Origin of the sequence: Peribacillus sp. NPDC097295 (genome assembly GCF_044761665.1) — a bacterium.
GTDB lineage: Bacteria > Bacillota > Bacilli > Bacillales > DSM-1321 > Peribacillus.
The window spans coordinates 1-20,543 of record NZ_JBIWCW010000022.1 but is presented as its reverse complement, the minus strand read 5'-3'; the positions used below and the strand labels follow the sequence as shown (position 1 = coordinate 20,543).

General features: G+C 40.7%; 21 protein-coding genes and 2 tRNA genes. 21 read left to right on the top strand and 2 right to left on the bottom strand.

Annotated features, from left to right (window positions below; all coding sequences use genetic code 11):
- The first annotated feature begins 20 nt into the window (after positions 1 to 20).
- The 5 genes from ACIQXN_RS20030 to ACIQXN_RS20010 all read left to right on the top strand — a co-directional run bounded on the left by ACIQXN_RS20030 (position 21) and on the right by ACIQXN_RS20010 (position 2,237).
- Positions 21 to 284, top strand: coding sequence for an RNA-binding S4 domain-containing protein (locus ACIQXN_RS20030; RefSeq protein ID WP_402970956.1), 264 nt, complete (start codon positions 21 to 23; stop codon positions 282 to 284).
- A gap of 74 nt (positions 285 to 358) precedes the next feature.
- Positions 359 to 667 carry a sporulation protein YabP gene (yabP, locus tag ACIQXN_RS20025; protein WP_402875924.1) on the top strand — a complete coding sequence of 103 codons (309 nt, stop codon included), beginning with the start codon at positions 359 to 361 and terminating at the stop codon, positions 665 to 667.
- Positions 664 to 1,296: a spore cortex biosynthesis protein YabQ gene (gene yabQ, locus ACIQXN_RS20020; protein ID WP_402970845.1), complete on the top strand. Its 633-nt coding sequence runs from the start codon at positions 664 to 666 to the stop codon at positions 1,294 to 1,296. Before yabP ends, yabQ begins: the two co-directional genes overlap by 4 nt.
- A 14-nt stretch (positions 1,297 to 1,310) precedes the next feature.
- Entirely contained in the window at positions 1,311 to 1,697 is a 387-nt protein-coding gene (locus tag ACIQXN_RS20015) for an FtsB family cell division protein (protein ID WP_402970842.1), read from the top strand.
- Positions 1,698 to 1,778: 81 nt separating this feature from the next.
- Positions 1,779 to 2,237: a S1 domain-containing RNA-binding protein gene (locus ACIQXN_RS20010; protein WP_402970839.1), complete on the top strand. Its 459-nt coding sequence runs from the start codon at positions 1,779 to 1,781 to the stop codon at positions 2,235 to 2,237.
- 193 nt (positions 2,238 to 2,430) lie between these two features.
- Here the strand turns inward: ACIQXN_RS20010 and ACIQXN_RS20005 are convergent.
- Both ACIQXN_RS20005 and ACIQXN_RS20000 read right to left on the bottom strand, forming a co-directional pair.
- Positions 2,431 to 2,502: transfer RNA gene (locus ACIQXN_RS20005), tRNA-Glu, on the bottom strand.
- A gap of 17 nt (positions 2,503 to 2,519) precedes the next feature.
- A tRNA-Met gene (locus ACIQXN_RS20000) sits at positions 2,520 to 2,593 on the bottom strand.
- 327 nt (positions 2,594 to 2,920) lie between these two features.
- Here ACIQXN_RS20000 and spoIIE point away from each other — a divergent pair.
- The 16 genes from spoIIE to lysS all read left to right on the top strand — a co-directional run bounded on the left by spoIIE (position 2,921) and on the right by lysS (position 20,121).
- Positions 2,921 to 5,395: a stage II sporulation protein E gene (spoIIE, locus tag ACIQXN_RS19995; RefSeq protein ID WP_402970836.1), complete on the top strand. Its 2,475-nt coding sequence runs from the start codon at positions 2,921 to 2,923 to the stop codon at positions 5,393 to 5,395.
- Between the two features lie 204 nt (positions 5,396 to 5,599).
- Positions 5,600 to 6,337, top strand: coding sequence for a VWA domain-containing protein (locus ACIQXN_RS19990; RefSeq protein WP_402970834.1), 738 nt, complete (start codon positions 5,600 to 5,602; stop codon positions 6,335 to 6,337).
- A complete protein-coding gene (locus ACIQXN_RS19985) occupies positions 6,303 to 7,271 on the top strand; it encodes a protein kinase domain-containing protein (protein ID WP_402970832.1) in 969 nt (322 codons plus the stop codon). Before ACIQXN_RS19990 ends, ACIQXN_RS19985 begins: the two co-directional genes overlap by 35 nt.
- Before the next feature lie 93 nt (positions 7,272 to 7,364).
- Positions 7,365 to 8,759, top strand: a complete 1,395-nt coding sequence (gene tilS / locus ACIQXN_RS19980) for a tRNA lysidine(34) synthetase TilS (RefSeq protein ID WP_402970829.1) — start codon at positions 7,365 to 7,367, stop codon at positions 8,757 to 8,759.
- Between the two features lie 31 nt (positions 8,760 to 8,790).
- Positions 8,791 to 9,330 (top strand): hypoxanthine phosphoribosyltransferase, encoded by a 540-nt coding sequence (gene hpt / locus ACIQXN_RS19975; protein ID WP_402970951.1) that lies wholly within the window; start codon positions 8,791 to 8,793, stop codon positions 9,328 to 9,330.
- A 117-nt stretch (positions 9,331 to 9,447) separates the two neighbouring features.
- Positions 9,448 to 11,511, top strand: a complete 2,064-nt coding sequence (gene ftsH / locus ACIQXN_RS19970; protein ID WP_402970826.1) for an ATP-dependent zinc metalloprotease FtsH — start codon at positions 9,448 to 9,450, stop codon at positions 11,509 to 11,511.
- A gap of 184 nt (positions 11,512 to 11,695) precedes the next feature.
- On the top strand, positions 11,696 to 12,475 hold the full coding sequence (locus tag ACIQXN_RS19965; protein ID WP_402970823.1) for a type III pantothenate kinase: 780 nt from the start codon (positions 11,696 to 11,698) through the stop codon (positions 12,473 to 12,475).
- A 27-nt stretch (positions 12,476 to 12,502) separates the two neighbouring features.
- Positions 12,503 to 13,384, top strand: a complete 882-nt coding sequence (gene hslO / locus ACIQXN_RS19960; protein WP_402970820.1) for an Hsp33 family molecular chaperone HslO — start codon at positions 12,503 to 12,505, stop codon at positions 13,382 to 13,384.
- A gap of 21 nt (positions 13,385 to 13,405) precedes the next feature.
- Positions 13,406 to 14,302 carry a peptidyl-prolyl cis-trans isomerase gene (locus ACIQXN_RS19955; protein WP_402970817.1) on the top strand — a complete coding sequence of 299 codons (897 nt, stop codon included), beginning with the start codon at positions 13,406 to 13,408 and terminating at the stop codon, positions 14,300 to 14,302.
- A gap of 126 nt (positions 14,303 to 14,428) precedes the next feature.
- Positions 14,429 to 15,355 (top strand): cysteine synthase A, encoded by a 927-nt coding sequence (gene cysK, locus ACIQXN_RS19950; RefSeq protein ID WP_402970814.1) that lies wholly within the window; start codon positions 14,429 to 14,431, stop codon positions 15,353 to 15,355.
- A gap of 164 nt (positions 15,356 to 15,519) precedes the next feature.
- Positions 15,520 to 16,365: a dihydropteroate synthase gene (folP, locus tag ACIQXN_RS19945; RefSeq protein ID WP_402970811.1), complete on the top strand. Its 846-nt coding sequence runs from the start codon at positions 15,520 to 15,522 to the stop codon at positions 16,363 to 16,365.
- Entirely contained in the window at positions 16,358 to 16,717 is a 360-nt protein-coding gene (gene folB / locus ACIQXN_RS19940) for a dihydroneopterin aldolase (protein WP_402970807.1), read from the top strand. The genes folP and folB overlap by 8 nt, the downstream gene beginning before the upstream one ends.
- Position 16,718: 1 nt before the next feature.
- A complete protein-coding gene (gene folK, locus ACIQXN_RS19935) occupies positions 16,719 to 17,246 on the top strand; it encodes a 2-amino-4-hydroxy-6-hydroxymethyldihydropteridine diphosphokinase (RefSeq protein ID WP_402970804.1) in 528 nt (175 codons plus the stop codon).
- The gene (locus ACIQXN_RS19930; RefSeq protein WP_402970801.1) at positions 17,198 to 17,410 is read left to right on the top strand and encodes a helix-turn-helix domain-containing protein; all 213 of its coding nucleotides are present in this window, start codon (positions 17,198 to 17,200) and stop codon (positions 17,408 to 17,410) included. The genes folK and ACIQXN_RS19930 overlap by 49 nt, the downstream gene beginning before the upstream one ends.
- Positions 17,411 to 17,433: 23 nt before the next feature.
- The gene (gene dusB, locus ACIQXN_RS19925) at positions 17,434 to 18,432 is read left to right on the top strand and encodes a tRNA dihydrouridine synthase DusB (protein WP_402970798.1); all 999 of its coding nucleotides are present in this window, start codon (positions 17,434 to 17,436) and stop codon (positions 18,430 to 18,432) included.
- 195 nt (positions 18,433 to 18,627) lie between these two features.
- Positions 18,628 to 20,121, top strand: a complete 1,494-nt coding sequence (gene lysS / locus ACIQXN_RS19920; RefSeq protein WP_402970795.1) for a lysine--tRNA ligase — start codon at positions 18,628 to 18,630, stop codon at positions 20,119 to 20,121.
- Positions 20,122 to 20,543 lie beyond the last annotated feature (422 nt).

Below are 20,543 nucleotides of genomic sequence, written 5' to 3'. Positions count from 1 at the left end.
TAGGGGGAAATAACATGACGATGAGGTTAGATAAATTCCTAAAGGTTTCAAGATTAATCAAGCGTAGGACACTCGCGAAAGAAGTAGCGGATAAAGGTCGAATCACGATAAATGGCATACAGGCAAAAGCGAGTTCTAATGTAAAAGAGGGCGATGAATTAACGGTGCGTTTTGGTCAAAAATTAGTTACGGTACGCGTCGAGAAAATTCAGGAAACCACGAAAAAAGAAGCGGCCGCTGAGATGTTTTCCATCATAAAGGAAGAGAAGCTGGCAGAAGAGTAAGGACAGGCTTGTTCTAATTCATCCCAAATGCACATACACTTGTACAAAATCAATGGTATTGTGAGGGATGAAAAATGAGCCAATATATTGATCCAAATGCTGGCTATACAAAAGGAACGATCCAGGAACATGATGTCACGATGAAGGGCCGCCGTTTATTGGATATTACCGGGGTTAAGCAAGTGGAAAGCTTCGATAATGAAGAGTTCCTGCTTGAAACATCCATGGGTTTCTTATCTATACGCGGTCAAAATCTACAAATGAAGAATCTAGACGTCGATAAAGGGATTGTTTCTATCAAGGGGAAGGTTTTTGACCTTGTATATTTAGATGAGCAATCTGGGGAGAAAGCTAAAGGATTCTTTGGCAAATTGTTCAAATGACCCTGACGATTCAATTTTATACGTTGCTTTCAATGATAGGAATGGGCAGTTTATTTGGCGCTGCCCTAGATACGTATAATCATTTTCTAAAGCGTGCAGAGAGAAGTAAGTGGATTGTCTTCCTGCATGATTTTCTTTTCTGGGTCATTCAAGGTCTGATTATTTTTTATGTCCTGTTTTTAGTGAACGAGGGTGAGCTACGCCTCTATTTATTTTTGGCCTTATTGTGCGGATTTTCTGCCTACCAAGCTCTTTTGAAGGGATTATATCTTCAATTATTGGCATTTGTGATTTTAGTTGTGATCAAGCTGTTCAAGTTTTTGACAGATTTGGTTCGCCTGCTACTGTTCGAGCCAATCAAATGGATCATCATGTCCATGTTTGCATTCATCCTTGGAATAGGTAAGGTTATTGGGTCGCTTTTAAAAGGTATCGGCAAAGTAGTTCTCTTTATATTGAATATATTTTGGAAGCCCTTAAGTTGGATATTTTTAAAAATGTGGAATTTGTTGCCGGATTTTGTTACAAAAAACGGCGAGACGTTTTATAATAAAGGAAAAGGGATTTTATTGAAAATGAAGAATTCTATAAGTGAGACAGTCCATAGATGGAGAAAAAGAAAAAAGTGAGGAGTGATAGGACCATGAGCAGCATCGAGAAAAGGAAAGTAGCAAAAATCGAAAATCCTTACGTCGCTCAACAAGAGAAAAAGGTACAAACAGTCCAGAAAAAGAAACGTGGTTTAGTTCGCCGATTAACGCTATATTCCGTTTTCGCCGCTATTTTTTTGATTGTGGCTGTATCCACTCTTGTCACGCAGAATATGGCCTTAGATGAAAAGGTACAGCAAAAAGAAGAATTAGAAGAAAAGATTGCGAAAATGGAGAAAAAAGAGACACTTCTTAAAGAAGAAATCGTTAAACTTAATGATGAGGATTATATCGCGAAAATTGCTAGACGGGATTACTTCTTATCGGACAAAGGTGAAATCATCTTCAACCTTCCAAAGGGAAAGGAAGAAAGTGACTGAATTTTTGACACTGTTTTTTTACTTTAGCTATAATATAAGTGAAGAGATTTTTTAACATTTCTAAGGAGGAACATTTTTTTTATGTCAATCGAAGTAGGCAGCAAGTTACAGGGTAAAGTAACGGGCATAACTAATTTTGGTGCATTTGTAGAGTTGGCCGAAGGTTCTACAGGTCTCGTCCATATCAGTGAAGTGGCAGATAACTATGTCAAAGATATTAATGACCATTTGAAAGTCGGAGATGTAGTTGAAGTGAAAGTCATTAATGTGGAAAAAGACGGAAAAATTGGCTTATCCATAAAAAAAGCAATAGACCGGCCTGAAGGAGAGCGAAAGCCTGCGTACACACCACGTCCGCGACAAGGAAGAGGAAACGATAATCGTTCTAAAGACCCTCGATCAAAAGGTGCCGGCTTTCAACCTAAGGAAAACTTTGAGCAAAAAATGGCTAAATTCCTAAAAGATAGCGAAGACCGCTTAACAACCCTCAAACGAAGCACCGAGACGAAACGTGGAGGGCGAGGAGGAAGACGCGGATAAACCTGCTGCTGAAATGGTTTAGCAACAACTTCCCTGTTAAAAAATCAATTGAATGAATAAAAAGATATAGATCATAAAAGAAGGCAAGCCTACTGGCTTGCCTTCTTTTCATAGGCTGAGAGTTTGTCCCAACTAGAAAGCGCCATCGGTTCTCCCCTAGAGAGTAACTGATGGCGCTTTCCTTATATATGGATGACCCGTACGGGATTCGAACCCGTGTTACCGCCGTGAAAGGGCGGTGTCTTAACCGCTTGACCAACGGGCCGAAAGTTATCAAAAGGATAGCGGCAGAGGGGATCGAACCCCCGACCTCACGGGTATGAACCGTACGCTCTAGCCAGCTGAGCTACGCCGCCATAATGGTAAGTGCTACTGAAGCACAAGTTATATCTTACATTCGCACAGAAGGAATGTCAATAAAAAAAATAAAAATGTTGTTTATCCAATTTTAGTATAAATATTCGGGGCATTTTCCACAAAAATAACCTAAAAACTTTGCTTTTCTTCACAAAAAAAAGAACATCCGTTTCTCTATTTAGCAAAACTGTCTAAAAACCTGTATACAAATGAACGTTCAAGAAGAATTACGTCGAACATTTTATCGTGTTGCTTATAAAATTCTGACAAAAAAATAGACATGCCCTCTATATAATAAAAATCATTAAAGTGAATGGGGTGTTGAAATGGAGAAAATAGAAAGACCTATGATGGAACCACTAGGAGATGTGCAATTAAAAGAAGCGAAGGAGGGTGCAATCAACTGGATTCAAAAGTTACAGGCGAAAACAGATGACATCTTTATAAAGAAAGGCATTTCATTAGCTATTATCGGTTTTTTATTAGGACGAGCTTTAATTCTTTCACAATTATCACCATTTGCACTTCCGTTTTTCGCCGCCGTATTTCTCATGCGTCGTGATCGAGCACCACTTGCACTGTTCGGTTTAATTGCAGGAGGCTTGACCATCCATTATTCCAATAGTTTAGTGATCTTTGCATCGGCGTTCCTGCTTCTCCTTTTCAACAAGATTAAGCGGCCGGGAATCGAAGGGCAATTCAAGACAATGTCGATGTATGTGTTCGCTTCACTCTTCCTGGTCAATCTCGGTCAGCAATATCTGGTTTTCCGAACGATCCAGCTTTACGACATGATGATGATAGGGGTAGAGGCGGGACTCGCAATGATTCTAACCTTGATTTTCATTCAGTCCATCCCGTTACTATCCATACGAAAGAAATCGCAAGCATTAAGGACAGAGGAGATCGTCAGCATAATCATCTTACTTGCCTCGGTGATGACCGGGACGATTGGCTGGATGATTTATGATTTATCCCTCGACCATATATTCTCAAGGTACCTGGTCCTCCTATTCGGGCTGGCAGGCGGGGCCGCCATAGGATCCACGGTTGGCGTAGTGACAGGCTTAATATTTAGCCTAGCGAGCATCGCCAGCCTTTATCAAATGAGCCTCCTTGCCTTTTCGGGCTTGCTCGGCGGGTTATTGAAAGAGGGTAGAAAGATTGGAGTTGCCGCAGGCCTATTAATTGCGACGCTTTTAATAGGCCTGTACGGAGAAGGAACCAATAATATCATGATCACACTCTATGAATCATTTATTGCCGTTCTATTATTTGTATTAACACCATCATCCATCATAAACAAAATAGCAAAACATATACCGGGGACCACGGAAAATTCGGATGAACAGCAACAGTATGCCCGAAAAGTGAGAGACGTGACTGCGCAAAGGGTCGAACAGTTCTCACATGTATTTGAAGCGCTTTCCAATAGTTTCTCCCAAGTGGATGAACGCGGAAGAATGGAGGAGGATGAAAAAGAGTTTGATTATTTTTTAAGTAATGTCACTGAAAAGACATGTCAGATATGCTTTAAAAAGGATCAATGCTGGGCTAAGAACTTTAATACAACCTATGATGGGATGCAGGAAATTATGATTCAATTGAGTGAAAATGATGGACAGCTTCCTCAAAAAACCTCAAAAGAATGGGATAAATACTGTACCAGAGGTCCACAGGTCGTAGGGGCAATTGCTCAAGAACTCAATTATTTCGAGGCGAATCAAAAACTGAAAAGGCAGGTGAAAGAAAGCAGGAGACTAGTAGCAGACCAGTTACGGGGTGTTTCTGCCGTAATGGATGATTTCGCCAAGGAAATACAAAGGGAAAGGAAGAACCATCATTTACATGAGGAATCTATAATGGAAGCCATTCAGGATTTTGGGCTGAATATCAGTTATGTGGAGATATACAGCCTTGAACAGGGAGGTGTGGATATAGAGATGAGTGTCCCTTACTGTCAAGGCAGGGGGGAATGTGAGAAGTTGATTGCTCCCATGCTTTCCGACATTTTGGGGGAAACGATCGTCGTTCATTCTGAGGAATGTGCAAAGTATCCAAACGGGCAATGTGAGGTGATATTCCGATCAGCGAAAAAATTCATGGTTGAAACGGGTGTAGCACATGCTGCAAAAGGGGGAGGGCTAGTATCGGGGGATAGTTATACGACGATGGAAATTGGTGCCGGCAAATACGCAATTGCTATAAGCGATGGTATGGGTAATGGGGAAAGGGCCCACTTTGAAAGCACCGAAACGTTGAAACTGCTTCAGAAATTCTTACAATCCGGAATAGAAGAAAAGATAGCCATTAAATCTGTAAACTCCGTACTATCTCTGCGTACGACTGATGAAATTTTTTCTACTCTTGACCTAGTGATGATTGACCTTCAGGATGCAAAGGCTAGATTTTTGAAAATCTGTTCCATTCCGAGTTTTATCAAGAGGGGGGATAAAGTCATAAAAATAGAATCAAGTAACCTGCCGATGGGCATTATCCAAGAAGTTGACGTGGATGTTGTATCTGAAGAACTTCGGGACGGGGATATTTTGATCATGATGAGTGATGGGGTATTCGATGGACCATCCCATGTAGAAAATATTGAATTTTGGCTAAAACGAAAAATCAAGGAAATGGAGACGGATGATCCGCAGGAAATATCTGATTTGATTCTAGAGGAAGTCATACGGACGAAAGGAGTCATAGATGATGACATGACGGTGGTCACTTCAAAAATTAAACACAATACACCTAAATGGGCGTCCATTCCCGTTTCGGCCAAACGAAAAAAGGCCCAATAAAAGAGGTGGTTCTATAAATGCCATAAGGAGGAGCTTAAATGCCAAGTTGGTACCTTTTTACCCGATATAGCAAGTTCGCTGGAACAAAGAGATTTCATAGGCAACCAGTCTAGAACAAAGACTGGTTGTCTATGTATTTTAGCGTATAAATTCTTCCTTTTTAGTCAAGTATGGTAACAGATTGAAAGGAAGGGAGAGCCAAACATGAAAGCAGGTACATTAAGACAGATTTTGCTTATAACGGACGGCTGTTCGAATCACGGTGAGGAGCCTGCATCTGTAGCTGAACTAGCAAGAGAGCAGGGCATAACCATCAATGTCATAGGAGTATTGGAGAATGACGTAATAGATGAAAAGGGACTTAAAGAGATTGAGAAAATTGCAGGAGCCGGAGGCGGTGTCAGCCAAATCGTTTATGCACAACAATTATCACAGACCGTTCAGATGGTGACCCAAAAAGCAATGACTCAAACTATACAGGGAGTAATTAATCGTGAGCTTCAACAAATATTAGGCGATTCGAGAACAATGGAAGATCTCCCGCCTGATAAAAGGGGAGAAGTGATGGAGGTCGTTGATGAGCTTGGGGAAACGAGCAAGCTTGAAGTGCTGATTCTTGTCGACTCCAGTGCGAGTATGAAACATAAGCTTCCTACCGTGAAGGATTCCTTATTAGATCTATCCCTCAGTATGAATGCAAGGATGGGCGATAGTCGTTTTTCCGTATTTGCATTTCCCGGGAAAAGGGACGATGTGGAAAAATTGCTTGATTGGACCCCGAACCTGGAAGCGTTGACGAAAATTTTTTCCAAGCTTAGTACGGGAGGACTTACACCGACAGGGCCAGCAATTCGGGAAGCACTTTCTCATTTTAGTAAAAAACGTTCGTTGAGGGGATTGTTATCACATGATGATGAACAATACTTTGAGGAATCTATGTAAACTAACCCCTGGAAGTATCATCAATGGAAAATGGAATAAAAATCAATACACGATTATCAAGGAGTTGGGCTGCGGCGCTAACGGATATGTCTATCTAGTTGAAAGCAAAAACCGTCATTATGCACTGAAGCTCAGTGATAATGGGACATCCATTATTTCAGAGATGAATATCTTAAAATCCTTTTCTAAGGTCCAGGGGTCTACCCTTGGGCCTTCATTTCTGGAAGCGGATGATTATATGAAAAAGGGAAAGCAGCTACCGTTTTATGTGATGGAATATATCCATGGCCATGATTTCTTATACTTTATTGAGAAAAAGGGATTTTCGTGGATCGGAGTCTTGACCCTTCAATTATTAACGAGTTTATCTGCCTTGCATTCCAATGGGTGGGTTTTTGGTGACCTGAAGCCTGAGAATTTGATCGTAACCTCCCAAGCTTATAAAGTCAGGTGTGTAGATGTTGGCGGAACGACCCTGATGGGGCGGTCTGTTAAGGAGTTCACCGAGTTCTTTGATAGAGGATACTGGGGAATGGGATCGAGAAAAGCCGATTTACAGTATGATTTGTTTGCAGTAGCCATGATTATCATTAATTCGGCCTATCCTGCGCGTTTTCAGAAAAAAGGGGAGGGGTATAGTCAACTAACTGAATTGATCAAACAGAAAAAGGAATTGCGACCATATAGAAAGATGCTTGATAAGGCGTTACTCGGCAAGTATGATTCTGCCTTACGGATGCGTGAAGACCTAGTTGCTTTACTGAGTGATCAGAATCAATCGATGAAAAAACCGTCAAGTCAGGCTGCCACCAGACAGGCAAGAAGGAGCCAGAGTCAGCCTAAAAACAAAAGGGGAGGATTTGTTGAGACCTTTTTATTAGTAGCCGTCATTTCAATAATCTATGTTCTTTACATATATGAACAGTTGTTATGATATAGTTAATAAGGTGTAGACAAGAAATAAATGAAACCCATTACGCTTTTAAAACGTAGAAACTAATGCCTGTACATAAAAAAGGAAGATTGTATGTTAAAGGAAAAAGTTCTCAAGACCATTTATAGAAACGATTTGATTCAGAAAGATTCAAAGCTGATCGTAGGTGTTTCGGGAGGACCTGACTCTCTGGTGCTGCTACATTTCCTTAATGAAGTTCGGTCTCTTTTTCATTACGATATCGTTGTTGCGAGTGTTGACCATATGTTTCGCGGCGAGGAATCCTTTGCCGATTTTCAATATGTCAAACAAATATGCAAACAGTGGGGAATCGTTTTTGAAGGCAGAAGGATCAATGTACCAGCGTATATTGAAGAGACAGGTCAAAGTTCTCAATCATCTTCACGAACATTGCGTTTCGCTTTCTATGAAGAAATGATGGATAAACACCAAGCTACAACGCTCGTTTTAGGACACCATGGTGATGACCAAGTCGAAACAATCCTCATGCGAATGACCAGAGGGGCAACAGGTAAAGCTAGAGCTGGGATATCGTTAAAAAGACCTTTCCATGGCGGTCAGCTCATCCGTCCATTTCTTGAAGTCACTAAGGATGAAATTATCGAATACGCAAGTATCCACCATCTTGAACCCAGATACGATCCAAGCAACCAAAAGAATGATTATGCAAGAAACCGTTTTAGACACGAGGTCCTTCCATTCCTGAAGAAAGAAAATAGGAATGTTCATGATCACTTCCAACGCTTTAGCGAAGAATTATTGGAGGATGAGAACTTTTTACAGGAATTAGCCAGGAAAGAAACCTCTGAAATTTGGCTTCAACAGGATAGGAACCATTCGGTCATTCAGATTGAAAAGGTTCTTGCAATGCCTAAACCTTTACAAAGAAGATCTATTCAACTAATATTAAACTATCTTTATTTGGAGAGACCTTCATCGCTTTCAGCATTACATATCGATCAACTTTTAGCTTTGTTTTTAAATCCTCAACCTTCTGCAGAATTGCACCTACCGGAAGGCCTTATTGTGGAAAAGTCCTATCAAACATGCATCTTTAGATTTTTCCGGCAAGAAAGCCCTGACTATTCCGTTTTATTACAAATTCCTGGTGAGACTTTTCTTCCGAATGGATATAAAATTAAAGCACACTATATAAAAGATGAGATTCCCCATTCAAGAGGAAATGATTCTTTTATACTACCTGAATCAGCTGTTCAATTTCCCCTGATTGCCCGAACAAGGCGTGAAGGCGAAAGAATGGGTGTTAAGGGATTGGGTGGAACGAAAAAGTTGAAGGAGATTTTTATCAATGAAAAAATCCCAATGCTTGAAAGAAATGCATGGCCGATTATCATCGATCAATCGGGATTAGTCATTTGGCTTCCCGGCTTAAAAAAATCGAATGTTGAACCGGACCTGGTTTCTGATGAATCATCTTTAATCTACTTAGAATATAAAAAAGCTTAATCTTCTTGGGGGGCAATTAATTACAATGACCATGCAAAATGACATTGAAAAAGTGTTAATATCTGAGGAAGAACTTCAACAGAAAATTAGAGAAGTGGGAGCGCAGCTTGAAGCTGATTACCAAGGCAAATTCCCACTGGCTATCGGTGTTTTGAAAGGCGCTATGCCATTTATGTCAGATTTATTGAAACGTGTGGATACACATCTTGAGATGGATTTCATGGATGTTTCGAGTTATGGCAACTCCACTGTGTCATCTGGTGAAGTGAAAATCATCAAAGATCTAGATACATCAGTTGAGGGTCGTGACGTTTTAATCATCGAAGATATAATCGACAGCGGTTTAACATTGAGCTACCTCGCAGAGCTTTTCCGTTACCGCAAAGCAAAGTCAATTAAAATTGTTACCTTATTAGATAAACCAACAGGTAGGAAGGTTGACATTAAACCTGATTATGTAGGATTTATCGTCCCTGATGCATTTGTTGTTGGATATGGTCTGGATTATGCTGAAAGATATCGTAATCTCCCGTATATCGGCATATTGAAGCCTGAGATTTACACGAAATAATGGTATCCATTTAAACGTGAGAGCCAGATAAAAACAGCGGTGTTAAATTATTGTAATTCATTAATTTTGTATGATAATATTTACTATAGTTTTTGTACCCGTGGGAGGAGGTAAGGAATGAATCGGATCTTCCGTAATACCATATTTTATTTACTGATATTTTTAGTCATCATTGGAATTGTAAGCATTTTTAACAATAACAATGAACCTCAGGAAAAATTGACCCAAGATCAATTCTATAAGCATTTGGAGAGTGGGGACGTCAAATCATTAACGATGCAACCCGAAGGCAGTGTATTTGAAATTACAGGGAAGCTTAAATCGTATGAAGACGAAAAAAAATACTTTGTAGCATACGTTCCATTTAGTGAATATGCACAGAGTCGCATCGGTGAAGCTGTAGAAAAACAAAATACAGAAATCATTGATGTTTTACCTCCAAAACAAACTAGTGGTTGGTTTACATTCTTTACTTCGATCATTCCGTTTGTAATCATTTTCATACTCTTCTTCTTCTTACTTAATCAGGCACAAGGCGGCGGTGGCGGCCGAGTGATGAACTTCGGTAAAAGTAAGGCGAAGCTGTATAACGATGATAAGAAAAAAGTACGCTTCAATGATGTTGCTGGGGCGGATGAAGAAAAGCAAGAGTTAGTCGAGGTCGTTGAGTTTTTAAAAGACCCTCGCAAGTTTGCAGAGCTTGGTGCCCGTATTCCTAAAGGCGTCCTGTTAGTGGGTCCTCCTGGTACAGGTAAAACATTACTTGCTCGGGCGGTAGCTGGTGAGGCAGGCACTCCTTTCTTCTCAATCAGTGGTTCTGATTTCGTGGAAATGTTCGTTGGTGTCGGTGCATCACGTGTTCGTGATCTATTTGAAAATGCGAAGAAAAATGCACCATGCATCATCTTCATTGATGAAATTGATGCTGTAGGTCGTCAAAGGGGCGCAGGCCTTGGTGGCGGTCATGATGAACGTGAGCAGACGTTGAATCAATTACTCGTGGAAATGGATGGTTTTGGTGGAAATGAAGGCATTATTATCATTGCCGCAACAAACCGAGCAGATGTATTGGACCCTGCATTACTGAGACCTGGACGCTTTGACCGTCAAATTACGGTAGGACGCCCAGATGTAAAAGGTCGTGAAGAAGTACTGAAGGTTCATGCTCGTAACAAGCCTTTGGCAGATAGCGTTGATTTAAAAGCAATTGCTCAACGTACACCTGGATTCTCCGGTGCCGATCTCGAAAACTTACTGAATGAAGCAGCTCTTGTAGCAGCTCGTCAAGATAAGAAAAAAATAGATATGTCCGATTTGGATGAAGCTTCGGATCGTGTTATTGCGGGACCTGCAAAGAAAAACCGCGTCATTTCGAAAAAAGAACGGAACATTGTCGCTTGGCATGAAGCGGGCCATACGATTATCGGGTTGGTCCTTGATGATGCAGAAGTGGTCCATAAAGTTACGATTGTCCCTCGTGGTCAAGCTGGCGGATATGCCGTCATGCTTCCTAAAGAAGATCGCTTCTTCATGACCGAGCCTGAACTAAAAGACAAGATTGTTGGCCTCTTAGGTGGTAGGGTGGCAGAAGAAGTCACTTTCGGTGAAGTGAGCACGGGTGCCCATAATGATTTCCAACGTGCGACTGGCATTGCTCGTAGCATGGTTATGGAATACGGAATGAGTAAACTTGGACCTCTTCAGTTTGGTAATTCACAAGGTCAAGTGTTCTTAGGACGCGACTTCAATAATGATCAGAACTATTCAGATGCAATCGCTTATGAGATTGATTTGGAGATTCAACGTATCATTAGAGAAGCGTATGAAAGATGTAAGAAAATCCTTACGGAGAATCGTGAAAAGCTTGATTTGGTTGCCAAGACCCTGCTTGAAGTGGAAACACTGGATGCAGAACAAATCAAAGGACTTTTCCATAATGGTAAATTACCTGAACGGGATTATACCGCTCTAAATGGAAATTTGACTACTGATGAAAACGTAAAAGTTAACATCAATTCTAAAAAGGAAGAAAAAGAGGCACTTTTAGATCCTTTGGATAAAAGAGAACCTGAGGACCTTGAGATAACGGAGGAAGGCTTAAAGACCCCTCCGATAGAAGAAGGTAGACCTCAAGATAAGCCACTTTCTTTCCCAAATGAAGATGACAACAAAAAGTTATAAGTTGACTTGAAGCCAAAAGGGTATTTCCTCATCGGAAATACCCTTTTCTTTACACAAGAAACGGTGCCACCCCTTACAATTCTAGAGGATGGTATTTTTTATTGCTCAAGAAGTGTGACTAATAGCGTGGGAAATAACAGTATGGTATGATGTGGGAGAATAATTTAGCGGAGTGGTGAAAACAATGATTTTTGTACTGGATGTTGGGAATACGAATACTGTATTGGGCGTATACGATGAAGAAATTCTTAAATATCATTGGAGAATTGAAACGAGTCGCAATAAAACAGAAGATGAGTATGGAATGGTCATAAAGTCTTTACTGCAACATGAAGGACTCTCTTTCAACCAATTTGATGGCATCATTATATCATCGGTAGTACCGCCAATAATGTTTGCACTTGAACGAATGTGCAAAAAATACTTTGGCATCAAACCGCTTATCGTTGGACCTGGTATTAAAACAGGATTAAATATAAAATATGAAAACCCACGCGAAGTGGGAGCGGACAGAATCGTGAATGCAGTAGCGGGCATTCAGGAGTATGGAAGCCCTCTCATAATCGTGGATTTTGGAACGGCAACGACATATTGCTATATAAATGAAGAAAAACAGTACATGGGTGGCGCTATTGCTCCAGGGATAGGTATTTCTACAGAAGCACTTTATTCGAAGGCATCCAAACTACCAAGAATTGAAATTAGCCGTCCAGACGGAATAATCGGGAAAAATACGGTTTCAGCCATGCAATCAGGCATTTTATACGGGTATGTTGGTCAAGTAGAAGGTATCGTAAATCGAATGAAAGCACAAAGTAATTTAGAGCCCACGGTCATTGCAACCGGTGGATTAGCAACATTAATCGCTAATGAGTCAACTGTTATCGATGTAGTGGAGCCATTTTTAACATTAAAAGGGCTACAGCTAATATATAAACGAAATCGGGAACAAGCGAAGAAGTAAACAAAAACAGCACGGGAGGACATAAAAATGAAAGATTATTTAATAAAGGCGTTAGGTTATGAGGGGCAAGTGCGGGCATATGCGGTCTCTACAACAGAAACAGTAGGGGAAGCTCAAAGAAGGCATTATACATGGCCGACAGCATCTGCAGCACTCGGACGTTCTATGACTGCAGGCGTAATGATGGGAGCCATGATGAAAGGTGAAGAGAAGCTAACCATTAAGATCGAGGGTGGAGGACCTATCGGCTCGATTCTCGTAGATAGTAATGCAAAAGGAGAAGTGCGCGGATACGTTACGAATCCACAAACCCATTTTGATTTAAACGAACAAGGAAAGCTGGATGTCAGAAGGGCAGTTGGAACGGATGGGCTATTGACCGTCGTGAAGGACATCGGCTTACGTGACCATTTTTCAGGGCAGGTTCCACTTGTTTCGGGAGAATTAGGGGAAGACTTCACTTACTATTTCGCAACTTCAGAACAGGTTCCTTCTTCTGTCGGTGTGGGAGTATTGGTGAATCCAGACAATTCAATCCTTGCTGCGGGCGGTTTCATCATTCAACTAATGCCTGGTGCTACTGACGAAACGATTACCAAGATTGAACAGCGGTTAAGTACGATTGTTCCCGTTTCCAAAATGATTCAGAATGGATTAACTCCGGAAGAAATTCTAACAGAACTATTAGGGGAAAAGAATGTAGAAGTTTTAGAAAAAATAAACGTCGAATTCTCCTGCCAGTGTTCAAGAGAGAGAATTTCGAATGCTTTGATTAGCCTTGGGCAAGAGGAAATTAGAGATATTATTGAGACGGATGGACAAGCTGAGGCTCAATGCCATTTCTGTAATGAAACTTACCAGTTTTCCAAAGAGGACCTTGAAGAACTGGAGAACGAAGCCAAAAAATAAAAAAGACGGGAGAAAAGGATATTGTCTAAACAAAAGCTTAGGGCCATCATTGCAGGTCTTGCCTTATTGAACCTACTGACAATCCTAATCTTTGTCATTTGGCCATTCTTCGCTTCCAAAATCTCCTTGGGAGAGGAAACAGCAGCGAAGATTGGTTCTAAAGATATTTCCCGGGAAGCATGGATCGATGAACTGGAAAAACGATATGGTAAAGATCTACTCGAGGAAATGGTTGATGAAGAGGTAGTGGAACAAGCGGCTGAAAAATACAAAGTGACCCTATCGGATGATGAAGTGGATCGGGAACTTAAGATGATGAAAACGATGTATGGAACAGCTGGTCAGAATCTCAATAAAAGTAAAGAACAATGGAAGCGAGAAATTAGATCGAGCCTCTTGCTCGAAAAGCTGCTTACAAAGGATGTTACAGTTCCTGAAGCAGTCTTGAAAGATTATTACGAGAACAATAAGGACATCTATCGAATACCAACCACGTATCATATTTCTCAGATAACCACATCGACGAAGACCCAAGCGGAACAAATAATTAAAGAATTGAATAAAGGTGTTAAGTTTTCCGTATTAGCCATGGAAAAATCCCTTGATGAATTTACAGCGAATCAAGGTGGCGACATGGGATATATATCGGAGGATAATGAACAAATCTCTGAGACATATATTTCGGCTGCTGAAAATTTAAAGGTGGGCAAATGGAGCCAGCCAGTGGAGGCGGATGAAGGATGGGCCGTTCTCTATTTACATGAAAAAATTGAGGGTAGACAATATTCCTATAAGGAAGTAAAAGAGCAAATTCACCGCCAAAAGGCTCTTGAACAAATCCAGACGCCAGTTTCCGGTAAGATTTTCTGGGAAGAGTTTGACGTGGATTGGATATATGAAACAGAAGACAAGAAATAGGTAAAAAGATATAAAAGAAAATTTAGAAAATTACAGATAAACATTGACAACGAACTAGTGAAACTGTTACCTTTAAATTAATAAAACCAATAAACATACTCGGTATTAATAAAAGGAGTGGAGAGCATGGCACGTATTGTTAACTCTGTAACGGATTTAATCGGACAAACGCCTATCGTTAAATTAAATAAACTTCAAAATGAAAATAGTGCAGATATATATTTGAAACTTGAGTATTTTAACCCTGGGAGTAGCGTTAAAGACCGGATCGCTCTTGCGATGATTGAAGCTGCAGAAAAAAGTGGAGATCTTAAACAAGGTGATACGATCATCGAACCTACAAGTGGTAACACAGGGATCGGACTTGCGATGGTAGCTGCGGCAAAAGGGTATAAATCGATTCTAGTCATGCCTGAAACAATGAGTTTGGAACGTCGTAACCTACTTCGTGCATATGGGGCTGATTTAGTCCTGACACCTGGACCTGAAGGAATGAAAGGTGCGATTGCTAAAGCGACTGAATTATCTAAAGAACACGGATACTTCATTCCACAACAATTCGAAAATAAAGCAAATCCTGAAGTTCACCGTAACACTACTGGTCCGGAGATTGTAGAAGCTTTTGGTGAAGATGGTCTGGATGCTTTCATCGCAGGAATTGGAACGGGCGGTACGATTACTGGTGCTGGAGAGGTGCTTCGTGAAAAGTATCCGGATATTAAAATTTACGCTGTAGAGCCTGCAGACTCACCAGTATTGTCTGGAGGAAAACCTGGACCCCATAAGATTCAAGGTATTGGTGCAGGATTCGTTCCAAGTATTTTAAACACAGACCTATATGATGAAATCATTCAAGTAAACACGGACGAATCTTTTGAGTACGCACGTCGTGCAGCAAAAGAAGAAGGTATCCTGGGTGGCATTTCATCTGGTGGTGCCATCGCTGCTGCAATCAAAGTGGCTGAGAAACTAGGAAAAGGTAAAAAGGTCCTGGCTATCATTCCGAGTAATGGCGAGCGTTACCTAAGTACGCCACTATATAACTTTGAATAAGAGTAATAAAAGGTAACCGAGAAGCAAAGTACCTCCAAGGGTCTTTGCTTCTCTTTTTTTGTGTAAGGAACAGTACAATCCTGATTTCCAAGGTGCTTGCACTTTTCCTATGTAAATAGGTAAACTCATATATATGGAGATTATTAGATGAAGGGGAGCGTCCTATGTCATTAGCGGGTACATCAAAGATCAAATGCGGTACGTTGGAATTGGATTACAACAAGAAGACTTTAATCATGGGGATCTTAAACGTCACACCTGATTCCTTTTCGGATGGAGGAAAATATAATCGGGTAGACTCCGCGCTAAAGCATGCAGAGCAGATGGTCAAAGATGGTGCAGATATCCTGGACGTCGGCGGAGAGTCCACGCGGCCAAATTATGAGCGGATATCGGAATTGGAAGAGATTGAACGGGTCGCACCAGTGATTGAAGCCATTGCCCGTAATATCGAAATACCCATCTCTGTTGATACGTACAAATCTGAAGTAGCGGAAGCGGCGGTGAAAGCCGGCGCTCATATCCTGAATGATATTTGGGGAGCAAAAGCTGATCCGGACATGGCGAAAGTGGCCGCTAAATACCAGGTGCCGATTATTTTAATGCACAACCGGGATAATATGGAGTACCAACATTTTATCCGCGATTCTTTGCAAGACCTTTTCGAAAGCATTAGGATTGTAAAGAAAGAGGGAGTCTTGGATGAGAATATCATTCTCGATCCAGGTATCGGGTTTGCAAAAGATTTAACACTTAATTTGGAAATGATGAGGAACCTTGATAAGCTGGTATCATTAGGGTATCCGATACTACTTGCTACATCGAAAAAATCTATGATCGGACAAGTTCTTAATTTACCGGCAAACGAACGTTTGGAAGGAACCGCAGCCACAATCTGTCATGGAATTCTACAGGGCTGCCAAATGGTCCGGGTTCATGATGTAAAGGAAATGGGACGTACAGCTAAAATGATGGATGCTCTTATGGGAAAAGGTGAATTTAGTGGATAAGATATTTGTGAATAAGATGGAGTTTTACGGATACCATGGGGTATTTCCGGAAGAAACTAAACTTGGCCAGCGTTTTAAAGTGGATCTCGTTGTAGAACTGGATCTAGCTAAAGCGGGAAAGAGTGATAATCTCGAGGACTCTATTAATTATGGGGAATTATATGAAGTTTGCAAAGGTATCGTTGAAGGGAAACCATATAAGCTTGTGGAAGCTGTTGCCGAAAGGATCGCTTCAGAGTTATTAACGAAGTTTACAACAATTTCGTTGTGTACGGTGAAAGTGTATAAACCTGACCCCCCTATTGCAGGACACTACGAATCTGTTGCCATAGAAATTGTAAGAGGGCGTTGATATGGAAAATATATCTTACTTATCGATTGGTTCGAATATGGGGAATCGCCTTGATACATTTAAAAAGACCTTCCAATTACTGGATGAACATGCGCATATTAAACTGTTGTCCTGTTCTTCTTTATATGAAACGGACCCGGTTGGGTATACGGATCAGGACTGTTTCTTGAATGCTGTAATTAAGGTGGAGACGGATATAAAACCGGAGGACTTATTGCAAACATGTATGCAAATCGAACAAGAGTTAGGGAGAAAAAGGGATATAAGGTGGGGCCCTCGTACTTTAGACCTTGACATTTTGCTGTATAATCATGAAAATGTTGAGACGGAGATTCTTTCGATCCCTCATCCCCGAATGGATGAAAGAGCATTTGTGATCATTCCCTTAATGGAATTGGAACCAGATATGATTCTTCCGAAAATGAATACATCCTTGAGCGACCTGCTTGATAAGATTCCGGATAAAGAAGGAGTTCGATTATGGAAGCTGAAAAATGGGGAAGGCGTATTCGCGCTTTTCGAAAGTTAAAAGGATTTACCCAGGAGGAGTTCGCAAAAGAGATGGGTGTTTCCGTTTCTTTGTTAGGAGAAGTCGAAAGAGGAAACCGTAACCCCTCAGAGGAATTTTTATTAGAAGTGGTGGATGTTCTGAATGTTTCTATGGAGGATCTTCAACCGCTTGAGGATAAATGAAAGACAGCGTAGGAGGTCACGATGTGTTAAAAATAGGCGATATCGAAATGAAAAACCAGGTAGTCCTTGCTCCGATGGCTGGCGTTTGTAATTCGGCTTTCCGCTTGACTGTCAAAGAATTTGGTGCAGGATTAGTGTGTGCAGAGATGGTAAGTGATAAGGGAATCGTTCTTCAGAATGCCAAAACGATGAATATGCTTTATATAGATGAAAGAGAGAAACCGCTAAGCTTGCAAATCTTTGGTGGTGAAAAGAAAACATTAGTAGAAGCTGCGCGGTTTGTAGATAAAAATACAACAGCGGACATTATTGATATCAACATGGGATGTCCAGTTCCCAAGATAACGAAATGCGATGCTGGTGCTAGATGGTTGCTTGACCCCAATAAGATTTATGAGATGGTTTCGGCAGTCGTGGATGCGGTAGATAAACCCGTTACCGTTAAAATGCGTATTGGTTGGGATGATGAACATGTTTTTGCTGTTGAGAATGCCAAAGCGGTAGAGCGGGCAGGTGGTAAGGCAATATCCCTTCATGGCAGAACCCGCGTTCAACTGTATGAAGGGAAAGCGAATTGGGACATCATTCGAGAAGTGAAAAACTCCATTAACATTCCCTTGATTGGAAACGGTGATGTAGAAACTCCTCAGGATGCTGAAAGAATGCTAAAGGAAACCGGTGTTGATGGAGTAATGATTGGCCGGGCTGCTTTAGGGAATCCGTGGATGATTTACAGGACGGTGAAATATTTAGAAACAGGGAAATTGATTGATGAACCTAATGTTCGTGAAAAGATGGACGTATGCGTTCTTCATATGGACCGCCTGATTGCCTTGAAGAATGAGCATGTTGCAGTTCGTGAAATGCGTAAGCATGCTGCATGGTACTTAAAGGGTATCAAAGGTAATGCGAAAGCACGTAAAGGTATTAATGAATGTGAGACAAGAGAAGATGTAGTGCGCCTAGTTTATGAGCTCGTTGATGAAGTTGAAGCGAAGGAACAGAACATCCAGATGGTTTGATGTTTGACATTACCTTCCTGTTTTTCTATAATACGTTTATCAAAAACTGCCAGGGAACCTGGCAGTTTTTATCTGTCCATATATTAGGATTTAAGATAAAAAGCTGTTGAAATCCTTTACTTTATGTAAGAATAAATAGGTATGCAAAAAGAAAGTTCAAATAGTTATAAGAGGTTTTGATTAATAGAGATGGAGATGATTTTCGTGAGTCATGAAGAATTGAATGACCAGCTGCAGGTAAGACGCGATAAAATGCAGGCTATGATAGACAATGGACAAGACCCGTTTGGCAGCAGGTTCGAGCGTTCCCATACTACGCAGGAGATTGTTGATGCATATAGTGGATTGGAAAAAGAAGAACTAGAAGAAAAAGAAATAGAGGTTACCATCGCAGGTCGCGTTATGACTAAACGTGGTAAAGGGAAAGCGGGATTTGCCAATATACAAGACATAAGTGGCCAAATCCAAATCTATGTCCGCTTGGATAAGGTTGGAGAAGAGTCGTACCAACTATTCAATCAAACGGATCTTGGTGATATCGTAGGAATCACGGGAGTTATTTTTAAAACGAAAGTCGGCGAACTTTCTATTAAAGCTAAAGATTATGTGTTCCTTTCAAAAGCGCTACGCCCGCTTCCAGATAAATTCCATGGTTTGAAGGATGTTGAGGAGCGTTACCGGAAACGTTATGTAGATTTAATTACAAATGAAGAAAGTAAAAACACCTTAATTATGCGCAGTCGTATTGTACAGGCTATGAGACGCTATTTAGATGACCAAGGTTATTTAGAAGTTGAAACACCGTTATTGCACTCTGTTGCGGGTGGAGCGGCTGCACGTCCATTCCTGACTCATCACAATGCTTTGGATATGCCGTTAAACCTAAGGATTGCAATCGAACTTCATTTAAAACGCCTGATTGTCGGCGGTTTAGAGAAAGTATATGAAATTGGTAGAGTATTTAGGAATGAAGGTGTCTCAACAAGACATAACCCGGAATTCACCCTTATTGAATTATATGAGGCATATGCTGATTATAAGGATATCATGAGTCTGACGGAAAACCTTGTTGCCCATATCGCTAAAGAGGTTATAGGTACGACAACCATCCAGTATGGAGAATATGAAATTGATTTGAAACCCGAGTGGAAAAGACTCCATATGGTCGATGCTGTAAAAGAATATACTGGTGTAGATTTCTGGGCTACTATGAGCAAAGAAGAAGCGCAACAGCTTGCGAAGGACAACGGGATTGAAGTGAAGGATTCCATGGAATTTGGTCATATTGTTAATGAATTCTTTGAACAAAAAGTAGAGGACAAATTGATTCAACCTACCTTTATTTATGGACACCCGGTTGAAATTTCGCCATTAGCGAAGAAAAATCCAGAGGATCCTCGTTTCACTGACAGATTTGAGTTGTTTATTGTAGGAAGAGAGCATGCCAATGCATTCACGGAGTTGAATGATCCTATAGATCAACGCCAACGTTTTGAGGCACAATTGAAAGAGCGTGAGCAAGGAAATGATGAAGCACATGAAATGGACGAAGATTTCTTAGAGGCTTTAGAATATGGAATGCCACCAACAGGAGGATTGGGGATTGGGGTAGACCGTCTGGTTATGTTGTTGACGAATTCACCGTCGATTCGTGACGTCCTATTGTTCCCGTTAATGAGACATCGTTAATCCATATTGAAGATTAGTAATGAGAACCGATTTAGGAAGAGGCTATAGCGAGAACAATGTCTCACTGCACCCTGTTCCAAATCGGTTTTTGTTTTTTAATTATAATTATAATGAAGTTATCAGGGTTTGAGATTAATGCATTCAATAAAAACTTTGTTATTTCAAAAAAACTTTTTAAAAAGGTATTGCGCAGTTTGAATAATGATGTTATATTTATATCTGTTGTTACGAACGAGTTACACACGGATTACAAGTTTTAAAAAAAGTTGTAAAAAGTTGTTGACTCTGGGTTAACAAAGTGTTATTATAAATAAGCTGTCGTAAGGCATTGCTCTTTGAAAACTGAACAAAACAAAGCGCCAACGTAAATTTTGAGTGAGCACACACTATTAAAAAAGCAAAATGAGCAAGTCAAACATTTC

Coding starts and splice junctions, on each gene's coding strand:
- ACIQXN_RS20030 (WP_402970956.1), top strand. CDS start 21: ATGAGGTTAGATAAATTCCTAAAGGTTTCAAGATTAATCAAGCGTAGG.
- yabP (WP_402875924.1), top strand. CDS start 359: ATGAGCCAATATATTGATCCAAATGCTGGCTATACAAAAGGAACGATC.
- yabQ (WP_402970845.1), top strand. CDS start 664: ATGACCCTGACGATTCAATTTTATACGTTGCTTTCAATGATAGGAATG.
- ACIQXN_RS20015 (WP_402970842.1), top strand. CDS start 1,311: ATGAGCAGCATCGAGAAAAGGAAAGTAGCAAAAATCGAAAATCCTTAC.
- ACIQXN_RS20010 (WP_402970839.1), top strand. CDS start 1,779: ATGTCAATCGAAGTAGGCAGCAAGTTACAGGGTAAAGTAACGGGCATA.
- spoIIE (WP_402970836.1), top strand. CDS start 2,921: ATGGAGAAAATAGAAAGACCTATGATGGAACCACTAGGAGATGTGCAA.
- ACIQXN_RS19990 (WP_402970834.1), top strand. CDS start 5,600: ATGAAAGCAGGTACATTAAGACAGATTTTGCTTATAACGGACGGCTGT.
- ACIQXN_RS19985 (WP_402970832.1), top strand. CDS start 6,303: ATGATGATGAACAATACTTTGAGGAATCTATGTAAACTAACCCCTGGA.
- tilS (WP_402970829.1), top strand. CDS start 7,365: ATGTTAAAGGAAAAAGTTCTCAAGACCATTTATAGAAACGATTTGATT.
- hpt (WP_402970951.1), top strand. CDS start 8,791: ATGCAAAATGACATTGAAAAAGTGTTAATATCTGAGGAAGAACTTCAA.
- ftsH (WP_402970826.1), top strand. CDS start 9,448: ATGAATCGGATCTTCCGTAATACCATATTTTATTTACTGATATTTTTA.
- ACIQXN_RS19965 (WP_402970823.1), top strand. CDS start 11,696: ATGATTTTTGTACTGGATGTTGGGAATACGAATACTGTATTGGGCGTA.
- hslO (WP_402970820.1), top strand. CDS start 12,503: ATGAAAGATTATTTAATAAAGGCGTTAGGTTATGAGGGGCAAGTGCGG.
- cysK (WP_402970814.1), top strand. CDS start 14,429: ATGGCACGTATTGTTAACTCTGTAACGGATTTAATCGGACAAACGCCT.
- folP (WP_402970811.1), top strand. CDS start 15,520: ATGTCATTAGCGGGTACATCAAAGATCAAATGCGGTACGTTGGAATTG.
- folK (WP_402970804.1), top strand. CDS start 16,719: ATGGAAAATATATCTTACTTATCGATTGGTTCGAATATGGGGAATCGC.
- ACIQXN_RS19930 (WP_402970801.1), top strand. CDS start 17,198: ATGGAAGCTGAAAAATGGGGAAGGCGTATTCGCGCTTTTCGAAAGTTA.
- lysS (WP_402970795.1), top strand. CDS start 18,628: ATGATTTTCGTGAGTCATGAAGAATTGAATGACCAGCTGCAGGTAAGA.